General features: G+C 71.3%; 11 protein-coding genes. 4 read left to right on the top strand and 7 right to left on the bottom strand.

Features of this window, described 5'->3' with window-relative positions:
• Positions 1–332: 332 nt before the first annotated feature.
• The 5 genes from LGR54_RS18360 to LGR54_RS18340 form a co-directional block, all read right to left on the bottom strand.
• Positions 333–1,238 (bottom strand): NADP-dependent oxidoreductase, encoded by a 906-nt coding sequence (locus LGR54_RS18360; protein WP_230363417.1) that lies wholly within the window; start codon positions 1,236–1,238, stop codon positions 333–335.
• A gap of 13 nt (positions 1,239–1,251) precedes the next feature.
• Entirely contained in the window at positions 1,252–2,742 is a 1,491-nt protein-coding gene (gene hisS / locus LGR54_RS18355; RefSeq protein ID WP_230363416.1) for a histidine--tRNA ligase, read from the bottom strand.
• Between the two features lie 444 nt (positions 2,743–3,186).
• Positions 3,187–3,987: a phosphonoacetaldehyde hydrolase gene (phnX, locus tag LGR54_RS18350; RefSeq protein WP_230363415.1), complete on the bottom strand. Its 801-nt coding sequence runs from the start codon at positions 3,985–3,987 to the stop codon at positions 3,187–3,189.
• Positions 3,988–4,023: 36 nt separating this feature from the next.
• Positions 4,024–5,145, bottom strand: coding sequence for a TIGR03364 family FAD-dependent oxidoreductase (locus tag LGR54_RS18345; protein ID WP_230363414.1), 1,122 nt, complete (start codon positions 5,143–5,145; stop codon positions 4,024–4,026).
• Positions 5,146–5,233: 88 nt separating this feature from the next.
• The gene (locus LGR54_RS18340; protein ID WP_230363413.1) at positions 5,234–7,207 is read right to left on the bottom strand and encodes a hypothetical protein; all 1,974 of its coding nucleotides are present in this window, start codon (positions 7,205–7,207) and stop codon (positions 5,234–5,236) included.
• Between the two features lie 258 nt (positions 7,208–7,465).
• Between LGR54_RS18340 and LGR54_RS18335 the strand changes: the two genes are divergently transcribed.
• Positions 7,466–8,815, top strand: a complete 1,350-nt coding sequence (locus tag LGR54_RS18335) for an aspartate aminotransferase family protein (protein WP_230363412.1) — start codon at positions 7,466–7,468, stop codon at positions 8,813–8,815.
• 129 nt (positions 8,816–8,944) lie between these two features.
• Here the strand turns inward: LGR54_RS18335 and LGR54_RS18330 are convergent, their stop codons facing one another.
• Positions 8,945–9,157 (bottom strand): hypothetical protein, encoded by a 213-nt coding sequence (locus LGR54_RS18330; RefSeq protein WP_230363411.1) that lies wholly within the window; start codon positions 9,155–9,157, stop codon positions 8,945–8,947.
• A 47-nt stretch (positions 9,158–9,204) separates the two neighbouring features.
• On the opposite strand from LGR54_RS18330, the gene LGR54_RS18325 reads away from it, so the two are divergent.
• From LGR54_RS18325 to LGR54_RS18315, 3 genes are all read left to right on the top strand, one after another.
• The gene (locus LGR54_RS18325; RefSeq protein WP_230363410.1) at positions 9,205–9,399 is read left to right on the top strand and encodes a hypothetical protein; all 195 of its coding nucleotides are present in this window, start codon (positions 9,205–9,207) and stop codon (positions 9,397–9,399) included.
• Positions 9,400–9,454: 55 nt separating this feature from the next.
• Positions 9,455–11,935 (top strand): ATP-dependent helicase HrpB, encoded by a 2,481-nt coding sequence (gene hrpB, locus LGR54_RS18320; RefSeq protein WP_230363409.1) that lies wholly within the window; start codon positions 9,455–9,457, stop codon positions 11,933–11,935.
• A gap of 293 nt (positions 11,936–12,228) precedes the next feature.
• On the top strand, positions 12,229–12,408 hold the full coding sequence (locus LGR54_RS18315) for a hypothetical protein (RefSeq protein ID WP_230363408.1): 180 nt from the start codon (positions 12,229–12,231) through the stop codon (positions 12,406–12,408).
• Between the two features lie 170 nt (positions 12,409–12,578).
• On the opposite strand, the gene LGR54_RS18310 is transcribed toward LGR54_RS18315, so the two are convergent.
• Positions 12,579–13,898 (bottom strand): hemolysin family protein, encoded by a 1,320-nt coding sequence (locus tag LGR54_RS18310; protein ID WP_230363407.1) that lies wholly within the window; start codon positions 13,896–13,898, stop codon positions 12,579–12,581.
• Positions 13,899–13,977 lie beyond the last annotated feature (79 nt).

The raw sequence follows: 13,977 nt of genomic DNA, 5'->3' as shown, positions 1-13,977 counted from the left end.
AAACCCCGAACCCGGCGTCCCGCACGCGGTGTTTTGTGGCTTGCTCTCCATGGCCCCCGGAGGACTTGGGCCTTGCTATCCTCCGCTGTGCGGTGCGTCGCGCCCCGAAAGACGCTTCTCCGCGTGACCGGCGGAACGGCCGGCCGGGAACACAGAGCTTGGGCCGTCCGGCACGCGGTGCGTTATTCCGCGCGCAGAACCACCGCACCCCGCCCGCGCGATCGGTCGCTCCGGTTGCGCCCCTTCATCGAGCGAGGTGGGGGAAGGATACGGCCGGCGGTGGAGGGTGCGGATAAGTTTTTGCGCGGGACGACGACCGGCCGAGCCGGCGCTCAGGGAACGGTGATCACCAGCTTGCCGGCGACATGGCCGCGGGCGCTGACCTCATGAGCCTCCGCCGTGCGTGCGAACGGGAACAGCCGGTCGATATTCACGCGCAGATGGCCGCCGGCCCACAGCCGCACCGCTTCAGTGAGCACGCGGTCCGGCTCACGCGGCGGCCCGGCGGAAAACCGCGCGCCGTAGTGGGAGGCTGAGAAATCCGCGACGGAGACGACGCGGGACGCCGCGCCGACGATGTCGATCAGCTCGGGAAGGATACCCGATCCGGCGACATCCAGCGCCGCATCGATGCCCTGCGGGGCAAGGACGTGCACCCGCTCCTTCAGGCCGGGCCCATAGGTCGTCGGGGTCGCGCCGAGGTCGCGCAGATAGTCCTGATTGCGCTCCCCGGCGGTGCCGACCACCGCGATGCCGCGCGAGCGGGCGATCTGCACGACTGCCGAACCGATGCCGCCGGACGCGCCGCTGACCAGCAGCGTCTGCCCGCGCTCCACCCCGAGATCGCCGAGGCTGCGCAGCGCCGTCTCGACGATCACCGACAGACCGCCGGCGACCGCGAAGGACATCGCGTCCGGCTTGCGGACCCAGTTGGTGAGGATGGCCTGCTCGGCGACGGTGCCCCGGCCCATGCCGAACACGGCCTCGCCGACCGCGACATTCGACACGCCGGGGCCGACATCGTCGACGATGCCGGACGCCTCGACGCCGACGCCGGCGGGAAACGCCACCGGGTCGACATCACGGTAGAGGCCGACGCGACGCTTCCAGTCGGACGGATTGACGCCGGTGGCGCGGACGGCGATCCGCACCTCGCCCGGACCGGGACGCGGCGGCTCGATATCAACGACCCGAAGCACCTCCGGGCCGCCATATTCCGTGAACTGGACCGCCTTCATGGGCGAAGCGCCCTCAGCCCAGCGCGGCGCCGTGCGGCACGCCGTGATGGTCGAGTAGCTCGCGCACCTTGGCGACCAGCTCGGCCTCGTCGCAGGCGAACTGCGCCGGGCGGGAGGAGCGCCACTCGGCATTGTCGGTGATCGCGGCCGCCGCCTTGGCGCCCTCGATCAGGTCCTTGATCTGTACCTGACCATTTGCCCGCTCGTCCGAGCCCTGGATGACCACGCAGGGCGCGTTGCGGCGATCGGCATATTTGAACTGGTTGCCGAGGTTCTTCGGGTTGCCGAGATACATTTCGGCGCGGATGCCGGCGCTCCGCAGCGTGGCGACGAGGCCCATGTAATGCGCAGTCTGGTCGCGATCCATCACCACCACGACCACCGGGCCGTACTCCGGCGCGGCGTCGGCGGTCTTGAGGTAGCTCAGCGCCGATGCGAGGCGGGAGACACCGATGGAGAAGCCGGTGGCCGGCACCGGCTCGGAGCGGAAGCGGCCGACGAGGCCGTCATAGCGCCCGCCGCCGCCCACCGAGCCGAAGCGCACCGGGCGGCCCTTCTCGTCCTTCACCTCGAAGGTCAGCTCGGCCTCGAAGACCGGGCCGGTGTAATATTCGAGGCCGCGTACGACGGACGGGTCGATCTTCACGCGGCCCTCATAGCCGGCAGCCTTCACCAGCGCATCGATCTCGGCGAGCTCGGCGAGGCCGGCGGCATAGGTCTCGTTAGCCGGCTTCTCATAGGCGGCCTGCTTGTCGAGCAGCGACAGCACGACGGAGGCCTGCGCCGCGTCCAGCCCTGCGCCCTTGGTGAAATCGCCGCTCTTGGCGGCCGGGTTTTCCCAGCGGCCCTCGCCGAGCAGGTCGCGCACGCCCTCGATGCCGACCTTGTCGAACTTGTCGATGGCGCGCAGCACGGTGAGCCGGCGGCCGGCATTGTCCTCGCCGCCGAGGCCGATGGCTTCCAGCACGCCGTCGAGCACCTTGCGATTGTTGACCTTGATCACATAGTCGCCGCGCGCGATGCCCAGCGCCTCAAGGGTGTCGGCGGCCATCATGCAGATCTCGGCATCGGCGGCCACCGTGGGGGCGCCCACCGTGTCGGCGTCGAACTGCATGAACTGGCGGAAGCGGCCGGGGCCGGGCTTCTCGTTGCGGAACACCCAGCCGGCGCGGTAGCTGCGGAACGGCTTGGCGAGGCGGTCGAAATTCTCCGCGACATGGCGGGCGAGCGGCGCGGTGAGGTCGTAGCGCAGGCTCAGCCACTGCTCGTCGTCGTCCTGGAAGGAGAACACGCCCTCGTTCGGGCGGTCCTGGTCGGGCAGGAACTTGCCGAGCGCGTCGGTGTACTCGATGAACGGCGTCTCCAGCGCCTCGAAGCCGTAGAGCTCGTAGACCTTGCGGATGGTCTCGAGCATGGCGCGGGTGGAGCCGAGCTCGGCCGGGCCGCGATCGGCGAGGCCGCGCGGCATGCGCGCCTTGAGCTTGGTGGGTTTGTCCTTGGCCATGATGGGGCGCCGTCTTCCTGAAACTGTGCTTGCGCGCGGTTTAGAGGATGGGCGGCGCGGCGGCAATGGTGGGGTGCGCCACGGCACGGGTCTGGCGTAGGGCTGTGCGGGTCCCGCGCTCCATTGGGCGACGCCGGTGGAGCCGTGCCGCTTCCCCTCCCCATTGGATGACGGCTGCAGGAGAAGGATGCCCCCTCGCCCCATTCGGGAGAGGACCGCGGTGAGCGGCCTTCGACGCTTCCCAATCGCGAGAGACCCTCACCGACCCGCTGCGCGGGCCACCTCCCCCCAACGGGGAGAGGGTAAGAAAGGGGGCATCCTCCTCGGGGATACGGCGCGGCCGCCAGGCGCGCCGCGCTCACGCTCAGGAACGCATCCGCCGCGAGGCGAGCGGCTTCGTCTCGCTCAGGGGCGAAGCCCCGCCGCGAGGCGGGTCGCTCTCGTTTACGGACGAAGCCCCGCCGCGAGACGGGCTTCTATGGCCTCCAGCACCGGCGGCAGCTCGGCGATGGTGTCGACGACGAAATGCGCGCCGGCGCCGAACAGCTTCGCCGAGGCGCGGGTGCGCAGGGCGGCCCGTTCGTCGGGCGCGAGATTGGCCAGTTCGTCCTTCGACAGGCCGGCGGCGTTGCCGGACAGAGCGAGGCCGACCGTCCAGGTGCCGGCGGCGAGGCCCTCGGCGATGCCGGGCTCGGTGTCGTCGATCTTCACGCAGTCCTGCGGCGGCCACACGCCGAGATCGGCGAAGGTGCGGTACATCATCAACGGGCTCGGCCGCCCGGCGGCGAGGTCGCCGGCGCACACCACATTGTCCGGTGCGTAGCCGGCCTCGGCGGCGAGCGGCATCAGCTTTTCCATGATCGGCCTTGTGTAGCCGGTGGTGGAGCCGATCTTGAGGCCGCGGGCGCGGGCGCTCGCCACCACGTCGAGCAGGCCGGGGATAAGGTCGGCATGGCGCGGGATCACCTCGACGTTCAGCGGCTCGAAGATGGCGAGCACGCGGTCGACATCGGCCTCGGTCGGCGCGGCGCCGTAGAGCGCGTGCCAGCGCTGCGACACCGCCGGGGAATAGATCAGCGTTGCCACATGGTCGCGCTTGGGCAGGCCCATCGGGCCGCGCGCCTCCTCGATGGTGAGCGGGATGCCCACCTGCGCGAACGCCTCGACGAAGGCGCCCATCGGCGCGCGCGAGCCGAAATCCACCGCCGTGCCGGCCCAGTCGAGAATGAGTGCCTTCAGCGCCATGAAATCCCCCCGTTGAAAGAACCGCTGCGAAAAATCTCAGTCGAACAGCTCGGCCACCGCCTCCTCGGCGATGGCAAAGCCGGTGGAGGCGCCGGTGCCGCTGGTCACCACCACCAGGCGGATCGCCGGATCCGGCCGGTCGATGAAGGCGAGACGGTCGGGCGCCGAGGCGTAGGTGCCGGTCCAGCGCTCGACGATGCCGGACGGGCGGCGGCCGAACACCGCCTCATATTCGTCGAGGATGAGATCGTCGACATGCTCGGGCGCGAAGGGATCCGGCGTCGCCGCGTAATGGTGGCTGTCGCCGACCACCAGCGAGCCATCGGCCGACTGCACCACGATGAGGTGGATGCCATTGTCGAGGAGTTCGCCCTGCTCGGCCCGCAGCCGGGCCTTCAGCGGTTCGGCCTCGGGCAGCTCGGAATAGCCGAGGTAGCGGCCGAGCGAGAGGTCGCTCATGACGGAGCCCGGCAGCGTGCCCAGCGCCGGATCGGCGACGCGCAGCATGTGCAGCTTGCAGCGGGTGAGGCCATAGGCCTCGAAGCGCTCCGGCAGCAGGGTTCGGAAATCGTCGCCGGGAGCGACGACAATGCGGGCGGCCTCAATGGTTCCGGTGGCGGTGTGCACCCGGCCGGGCTCGACGCCGGTGACGGCGGTGGAGCGGTGGAAGGTGACGCCCTTGGCCTCCTCGAGCCAGCGGGCGAGCTTCGGGATCGCCTGGCGCGATTCCACCCGCATGTCGTGCGGGCTCCACAGCGCCGCGAGTTGCTGCGCGTCGAGCGCCGGCAGCCTCGCGCGGGCCTCGTCGCCGGAGAGCAGCGCACAGCCCTCGCCCATCTCGGTGGCGAGGAAGGCTTCCAGCACCGCCTCCGCCTCCGGCCGGCGCACACTGACCAGCAGGCCGCGATGCACCACCTCGATGCCGGCCTGCGGCGCCACCTCGGCCCAAATGTCGCGCGAGCGCATGGCGCGGCGCCAGCATTCGCCGCGCTGCTGGCCGGTGACGGTGACGAAGCCGAAATTGCGGATGGAGGCGCCGTTGGCCTGGGCGTCGCGGTCGATCACCACCACCTTGAGGCCGCGGCGGACGGCGGCGAGCGCATGGCCGAGGCCGACGACACCCGCGCCGACGACGGCAAGATCGAAAGCCTGCGACATGAATGGATTCCGGCGCGTTGAACGACGTCGCCTTGCTTAGCCTGTCGACGGCCCCGACGCCACGCGACGTTTGGCCCGTGACGCCACGTCAGGGCGCCGATGTCCCCAGCCCGATGGCGGCGAGATCGGCGCCGACCTGCTTGGCCACATGCGGGGCGGGGAAGAAGCGCGCCAGCATGCCGGCCGTATCGGTCTTCCAGGCCGGCACCAGCGCCACCAGCCGGTCGAGGTCGGCGCGGGCGGCGGCGGTGTCGCCGGCGAGATGAGTGGCGAGGGCGCGGGCGAGCAGGCCCGGCGCATAGACCTCGCCCATCAGCCGGTCGGCGGCGGCGGCGGCACCGGCGGCATCGCCGCGCAGATAGGCGGCGATCACCCGGAAATAATCCACCGAGGGCGGCATGGCCGGCGCCGCCTTGAGCGCGCCCGCCAGCATCGCCTCGCCGCGATCGAGCTCACCGAAAGTGACCAGCCGGCCGCCATAGGTGGCCAGCGTGTCGACGTCATAGGGATTGAGCTGCAGCGCAATGTCGCCCTGCGCCAGCGCCGAGCCGCGCTCGCCGCGATAGGCGTGCACGTCCAGCGCGACACGGCGGAAGAAGCCGCTGGTCGGCGACAATTCGATCGCCTGCTCGGCGCTCGCCAGTGCCCGGTTGACCGCCGGCGGGTCCGGGCGCGGATTGGCGCCGTTGCGGACCTCGTCGAGATAGAGCTCGGCGAGCAGCGCGTAGCCGAGCGCGAAGGTGTTGTCCGCCGCCACCGCCTTTTCCAGGCAGGCGCGCGCGGCGGCGTGGTCGGCCGGCAGGTAGCTGCGCCAGTAATCATAGGTCAGCAGCACGCAGCCATAGGGGCCGGCCTTGGCGACGCCGCCCGACGACATGACGCGGGCGCGGGCGCGGGCCTGGATGACGCCATAGGGCTCGGCCAGCGAGGCCATGATCTCGCGCACCAGCTCGTTCTCGACCGCGGTCGGGTCCTCGGAGGGGCGCAGCGCATCGAATTCGCGCGACCAGACGATGGTGCCGTCGCACAGGTCCGACAGCCGCAGCAGCAGCGAGATCGAGCCGTCCTCGTGGCTTTCCACCAGCCCGCCCAGCGCGAAGGCCGAATGCGGCGCGGCGCCGCCGACGCCGCATTCGAGGCGCGGCCGGGCATCCGGGCTCGCCAGCACGTCGAGCAGGTCGAAGCGGGCCAGCGCATCGCGGATGCGCATCTCCAGCGCCCGCGCCGGAAACTCGCCGCCCGGCGGGCGGGCGGCCGACGACCCGGTCGCCGGCGTGCCGCCGGCGGCGGCGGCCACCGGGGTGGAGCCGGTCATGTCGAAGGCTCGCACCTCGACCATCGGAATGCCGAGCCGGTTCGAGCGCTCGATCGAACGCAGGGCGAAGCCGGGGAACAGCGCCCGCAGATTCGAGGTCTCCACCACGTCCACCGCCATCATGATGGCGGTGGCGAGAAGGAGAAGCACCACCAGACCGCCCACCCAGCGCCAGGGACGCAGGCCGCCAGCGCGAGGCGGCAGGGCGGCGGGAATAATGGCCGGAATGGCGGGATCGACGGCCGGGACGGCGGCATCGCCGACGGGCGCCTCCAGCGGTTCGCCGGCCGGCAAACCGGCCGATCCGCCGGCGCGACGCGGCACGAAGAGCGGCACATAGGAGCCGCGCGGAATGACGATCTCGATATCGTCGCTGGCGCCGGCCCCCGCATAATAGCGTTGCAGCGCGCGGCGCAGGCGCGTCGCTTCCACCCGCACGATGGGGTCGACCTGCGGGTCGAAGGACGGGTCGCGCCCCAGCGCCTCCACCGCGATGGTGTAGCCCTTGATCGCCTCGCGACGCCCGTCCAGCGTCGCCTCGACCACGAAGCGCAATATGGTGGACAATTGCGGCGAGGCGCGCAGCTCTTCCGCCTCCAGCACGCGGGCCAACGCCTCGCGTGCCGCCGCCGGGCCGATCTCGGCCTGCTCGGCCGCCGCCTCGGGCGATGCGCCACCGGGGCCGGGAGCCTGGTCCTCGCCCTCGGGCACATCCGTCGTGGTCGATAGGGACAGCGTATCGGACACGGAGGTTCCTTTAAGCGGGAATCATTCCCTTCGCGATCAACCCCCGGCGGGCGGAATATATGACGTTACGTGATAATGTCACGGAGACAAGTTGATGGACGCCGCACTCCCTCGGGTCAAGCACGCGGGGGTGGATATCCCGGCCGGCCAGAAGCGCCGGCGATCACATCATCGAATTTTCTCGTGAGCGGGACGGTGCCCACGCATTATACATGACCAAAATCACGGCCGATCGCAGGCCAGCTTCCGGAGCGGTTCATGTCCCTCGCCTATGATCTCGATGCCGTCGGCAACGCGGCGCCCAACGACCTCGAAGCCTTCTGGATGGGCTTCACCGCCAACCGCGCCTTCAAGGCGCGCCCGCGCATGGTCTCGCGCGCCAAGGACATGCACTACTTCACCCCCGAGGGGCGGGCGATCCTCGACGGCTCCGCCGGGCTGTGGTGCTCCAATGCCGGCCATAACCGGGATTCCATCGTCGCCGCCATCCAGAAGCAGGCGGCGGAGATGGACTTCGCCCCCACCTTCCAGTTCGGCCACCCGCTGGCCTTCAAGGCGGCGTCGCGCATCGCCGAGCTGGCGCCGGGCGACCTCGACCACGTGTTCTTCTGCAATTCCGGCTCGGAGGCCGGCGACACCGCGCTGAAGATCGCCCTCGCCTATCACGCGGTGACCGGCAAGGGCACCCGCACGAGGCTGATAGGCCGCGAGCGCGGCTATCACGGCGTCGGCTTCGGCGGCATCTCGGTCGGCGGCATCTCGCCGAACCGCCGCTTCTTCGGCGGCATGCTCACCGGCGTCGACCACCTGCCGCACACCTATGACCGCGACAAGCAGGCCTTCTCCAAGGGCGAGCCGGAGTGGGGCGCCGAGAAGGCCGACGCGCTGGAGGGCCTCGTCGCCCTGCACGACGCCCAGACCATCGCCGCCGTCATCGTCGAGCCGATGGCCGGCTCCACCGGCGGCCTGCCGGCGCCGAAGGGCTATCTCAAGCGCCTGCGCGAGATCTGCGACAAATACGGCATCCTGTTGATCTTCGACGAGGTCATCACCGGCTTCGGCCGCCTCGGCTTCCCCTTCGCCGCCGAGCGCTACGGCGTGGTGCCGGACATGATCACCTTCGCCAAGGGCGTGACCTCCGGCGCGGTGCCGATGGGTGGCGTGATCGTGCGCAAGCACATCCACGACACCTTCATGAGCGGCCCGGAACACGTCATCGAGCTGTTCCACGGCTACACCTATTCCGGCCATCCGCTGGCCTGCGCCGCCTCGCTGGCGACGCTCGACCTCTACCGCGACGAGGCGCTGTTCGAGCGCGCCCGGGCGATGGAGCCGATCTTCGCCGACGCGGTGATGAGCCTGAAGGGCAAGCCGGGCGTTCTCGACATCCGCACCGTCGGCCTGGTCGCCGCCTTCGACATGGCGCCCTCCGCCGAGGGGCCGGGCAAGCGCGGCTACCAGGCGATGGAGCACGGCTTCCACGACGAGGGCGTGATGTTCCGCGTGACCGGCGACACCATCGCGGTGAGCCCGCCGCTCATCATCAATGAAGCGCAGGTCGGCGAGCTGGTCGAGAAGATCGGCAAGACCATCGACGCCGTGATGTGAGGAACGGGGGCGGCGGCGCGAACCCGCCGCCCCGCGCGTCCCGCTATTCGCCGGCCGCGACCACCGCAGCAGCCGGCGGGTCGTCGCCAAGCGGATTGAGCAGATCGCCGCGGCCTTCGAAGGCGAACATCAGGAGATCGGATTTCGTGCCGGAGATCGCGCGCGGCAGATCGAAGCCGTCGCGCTCGAAATTGGCGTGCCGGACGTGGTCACCGCGGTCCTGCCCATCTTGAAGCGGACGCCGTCGACCAGGAAGTCGGCGCTGCCGGCATCGTCCGGGCCGCCGCCATAAAGCGAATCCAGATCCCGCGACGGCGAGCGCCCCTGCTGTAGATCGGACACCCGAACCTGATCCCCAGCCTGGCGCTCGTCCGGTCGAACGTCAGATCATGGTCGACGAACTGGCCGAGATAGGTGAACCCGGCCGGGATACGCTCGGCGAGTTCTGCTGCGCGCCCGTCACCATGGCCAGCGCCAGCTTCTTCAGCAGCGACGGCGGCAGCACGCGCCCCTTCGGGCCAAGGCGCGAGAAGTGGAACTTGCGATCGCGCGCTTCTGTCGAGGCCGGCTCGGATGTCGCGTAAACATGGATGGCGCCCCCATCTGGTCTGTCCGGCGATCTGTCGCTAAGCCTGCCGCATGATGCGTGATGTCCCCCTGCCCATCGACGACGCCCTGCCGGCGCTGACGGCGGCGCTTGCCGCCGGTACGCGCGCGGTGCTGGTCGCCCCGCCCGGCGCGGGCAAGACCACGCGGGTGCCGCTCGCCCTGCTCGACGAAGCCTGGACGTCCGGCCGCAAGATCCTCGTGCTGGAGCCGCGCCGGCTCGCCGCCCGCGCCGCCGCCGAGCGCATGGCCGCCACCCTCGGCGAACAGGCCGGGCAAACGGTGGGCTACCGGGCCCGCTTCGGCTCGAAGATCGGCCGGACGACGCGGATCGAGGTGATCACCGAGGGCATCTTCACCCGCATGATGCTCGACGATCCCGAGCTTTCCGGCGTCGCGGCGGTGCTGTTCGACGAGTTCCACGAGCGCTCGCTCGACGCCGATCTCGGCCTCGCCCTCGCCCTCGATGCGCAATCGGCGCTGCGCGAGGATTTGCGGCTCGTCGTGATGTCGGCGACGCTGGACGGGGCGCGAGTGGCAAGGCTGCTCGGTGATGCGCAGACGCCGGCCCCGGTCATCGAGAGCCTCGGGCGCGCCTTTCCGGTCGAGACGGTCTATGCGGGGCGCGATCCGCGCACGCCCATCGAGCGGCAGATGGCGGAGGCGGTGCGGCGCGCGCTGGCGCAGGAGACCGGCTCGGTACTGGCCTTCCTGCCCGGCGCGGCGGAGATCCGGCGCACCGAGAACCTGCTGCGCGAGGCGGTTTCCGACCCGGCCGTCGAGATCGCCCCGCTCTATGGCGCCCTCGATGCCCGGGCGCAGGACCGGGCGATCTCGCCGGCGCCGGCGGGCACGCGCAAGGTGGTGCTCGCTACCTCCATCGCCGAGACCAGCCTGACCATCGAGGGGGTGCGGATCGTCGTCGATAGCGGGCTGGCGCGGGTGCCGCGCTACGAGCCCGGCGTCGGCATGACCCGGCTGGAGACCGTGCGGGTGTCGCGCGCGGCGGCCGACCAGCGGCGCGGCCGCGCCGGGCGCACCGAGCCGGGAATCTGCGTCCGGCTGTGGAACGAGGCGGAAACGACAAGCCTGCCGGCCTATGCGACGCCGGAAATCCTCGCCGCCGATCTCGCCGGGCTGGTGCTCGACCTCGCTTTGTGGGGGGTAAGCGATCCCACGACGCTCGGCTTCCTCGACCCGCCGCCCGCCGCCGCGCTCAACGAGGCGCGCAGCCTGCTGCGGGCGCTCGGCGCGCTCGACTCCGACGGACAGGTCACGGCGCATGGCCGGGCGATGGCGCGACTGCCGCTGGAGCCGCGGCTGTCGCGGCTGGTGCTGGAAGGCGCGCGGCGCGGCGCCGGCGAACGGGCGGCGCGCATCGCCGCCGTGCTGTCCGAGCGCGGGCTCGGCGGCGTCGATGTCGACCTCGCCCACCGTCTCGATCTGCTCACCGCCGACCGCTCGCGGCGCGGCGAGGAGGCGCGGCGCATGGCGGCACGTTGGGCGGAGGAAGCCGGACGACTGGTGACGCGGGAAGCGGCGGTGACGCCCTCCCCCGCCGCGCTGCTCGCCCATGCCTTCCCCGACCGGCTCGCCCGTTCTCGTGGCGACGGCCGACGCTTCGTGCTGGCCAATGGGCGCGGCGGGGCGATGGACCCGGCCTCGGCGCTCGCCCGCGCGAAATTACTCGCGGTGGCGGAGATGAGCGGCAGCGCCGAGGAGGCGCGCATCCTGCTCGCCGCCGAACTCGACGAGGCGGAGATCGAGGCCGAGTTCGGCGAGGACATCACCGAGGCTGAGGAAACCAGCTTCGACGCCGCCGCCGGGGCACTGCGGGCGCGCCGGGTGCGGCGGCTCGGGGCGCTAGTGCTGTCGGAGAAGCCGGCCAGGGTCACCGCCGGCGAGGCCACCGGCCGGGCGCTGGCGCGGGCGGTGGTGGCGCGGGGCATGGCACGGCTGCCCTGGTCGGCGGCGCAGCGGCAATGGCTTGACCGGGTGCGCTTCCTCCACGCCGCCGCGCCGGACCTCTGGCCCGATCTCTCCGACACCGCGCTCGCCGCTGCCGCCGACGACTGGCTGGCGCCGCTGCTGACCGAGGCGACCAGCCTCAACGCGCTCGGCGCCGAGCTGCTCGGCCGCGCCTTACCGGGCCTGATCGACTGGGAGCTGGCGCGCCGGCTCGACGCCGAGGCGCCGACGCATTTCGAGGCGCCGACCGGCTCGCGCCTTGCCGTCGACTACGCCGCCGAGGGCGGGCCGACCATCTCGGTCCGGGTGCAGGAGCTGTTCGGGCTGGGCGAGCATCCCGCGCTCGCCGGCGGGCGGGTGCCGCTGGTGCTCGCGCTGCTCTCCCCGGCGCACCGGCCGATACAGGTGACGCGCGACCTGCCCGCCTTCTGGGCGGGATCGTGGAAGGACGTGCGCGCCGAGATGCGCGGGCGCTATCCGCGCCACCCCTGGCCGGAGGACCCCGCCAGTGCCGAGGCGACGCGGCGGGCGAAACCGCGCAGCTGAGACAGCGCGCGGCGGAGGCGCCGCGCCGTTGGGACATCCCAGGGATTGTCGCGCCCGCCGGAGACGGCCGGCGCCGGCGGCGGCTCACGGACCCGCGAGGTCGCGGACGCAAAGCATTAACCACGGAATCGGCTGGTCTTCCCCCGGGGAGCCGCCTTAAGGAGCGGTCAACACCTGCGGCGCCAAGGTGCTCCCACAATAAAATCTGTCCCAAGGCAGATATCGGCGAGATGAGCGCAAGCAGAGAGACGGCGATGAGAGAGGCAGCGGTGAGAGAGCCGGCGATGCGGGACATGTCCCAGCGTCGGCGCGCGGTGGCAGCCCGCCGGCCGCAAGGCACCGGGCTCGAATACGGGCTGATCGCCGCCGCGCTGGCGGTGGCCATCGTCACGGTGGTGGCGGGCCTCGGCGCGCGGTATGGCGAGCGGGCGTCGGCCGCCAACGCCTCGGAGATGGTGCAGACGGTGCGCTGAGCGCGCTCGAAACGTTAGAGCGGGCCTCCTGGCACGCCGGGGGGCGATACCAAAGAGGGCCGCGCGAGCGCCCATACAAGCGAGGCCGCCCGCAGGCGCCAGCCTCCCAAATCCCGACATCGACAGCCGGAATTCGCCGCCGCCGCACGCGGGGCCGGCGCCGGACGGCGTCAGGCGCCCAGCGGTGCCCGGCGACGGGGCGTGACGGCGCGCGACACCAACAGCTTGTCGATGCGCCTGCCGTCCATGTCCACCACCTCGAAGCGCCAGCCCTTGGCGGTGAAGGCGACACCCTCCTGCGGGATCGCCTTCAATTCATGCAGCGCGTAGCCCGCCGCGGTGTGGAAGCCGGAATCCTGCGGGATGCTGATGCCGAGCAGGTCGGCCAGCTCGTCGGTGGGCGTGGCGCCGGCGACGAGATAGGAGCCGTCCTCGCGCTCGACCGCGTGCGGGCTGGACACGCCGTCCTCGTCCACCATCACCGTGCCGGCGATGGCGTCGAGCAGGTCGGCCGGGGTGAGGATGCCGACCATGGTGCCGTATTCGTCGACCACCAGCGCCAGCGGCGTCTCGGCATGGCGCAGCTGCTTCATGGCGTCGAGCGCGCCGGCGGTCTCCACCAGCACCGCGCCCTGCTTGACCAGCTGGCGCGGGTCCGGGGTGATGCCCTGCAGATAGGCCTCGAGCAGGTCGCGGATGTCGATGACGCCGACCGGCTCGTCCGGTGAACCCTCGCAGGCCGGCATGCGGGTGTGCCGGGTCTCGCGGATGGTCTGGCGCACCACCTCCGGATCGTCGTTGAGGTCGATCCAGTCGATGTCGTGGCGCGGCGTCATCACCGCCCGCACCGGGCGGTCGGCGAGGCGCATGACGCCGGCGATCATCCGGCGCTCCTCCGGATCGATGACGCCGGCGGTCTCGGCCTCGGCGACGATGGCGCGGATTTCCTCGTCGGTGACGTTGTTGTTGCCGCCGCCGGCGCGGTCGCCGATTAGCCGCAGCACCAGCCGCGAGGACAAATCGAGCAGCCACACCGCCGGCGCGGCGACCCGCGACAGCAGCACCATCGCCGGGGCGACCAGGCTCGCCAGCGACTCCGGGTTCTGCAGCGCGAGGCGCTTGGGGATCAGCTCGCCGATGATCAACGAGACATAGGTGATGGCGGCGACGACGATGGTGTAGCCGAGGCCCTCGGCGAAATTGGGCGAGACGCCCTGCGCCTCCAGCCAGGAGCCGAGGGATTCGCCCAGCGTGGCGCCCGAGAAGGCACCGGCCAGGATGCCGATCAGCGTGATGCCGATCTGCACGGTGGAGAGGAAGCGGCCGGGATCGGCCGCGAGCTGGAGGGCGGCGCGGGCGCCGGCGGAACCTTGCTCGGCGCGCGAACGCAGCCGGGCCGGACGGGACGACACGACCGACAGTTCGGCCATGGCGAGGACGCCGTTCAACAGGACGAGGAGAACGACGACAGCGATTTCAAATAGGGGCATCGGTTCCAGGTTGGGGAGAAGCCACGTCGACCCTATAGCACAAAGCCGGCGAATTGCGATGCGGCAGGCGTACAGGGCC

Source organism: Ancylobacter sp. Lp-2 (genome assembly GCF_020523795.1).
Taxonomy (GTDB): domain Bacteria; phylum Pseudomonadota; class Alphaproteobacteria; order Rhizobiales; family Xanthobacteraceae; genus Ancylobacter.
Note: the sequence above shows the minus strand (reverse complement) of the source record. Positions and strands in the feature narration are given on the sequence as shown.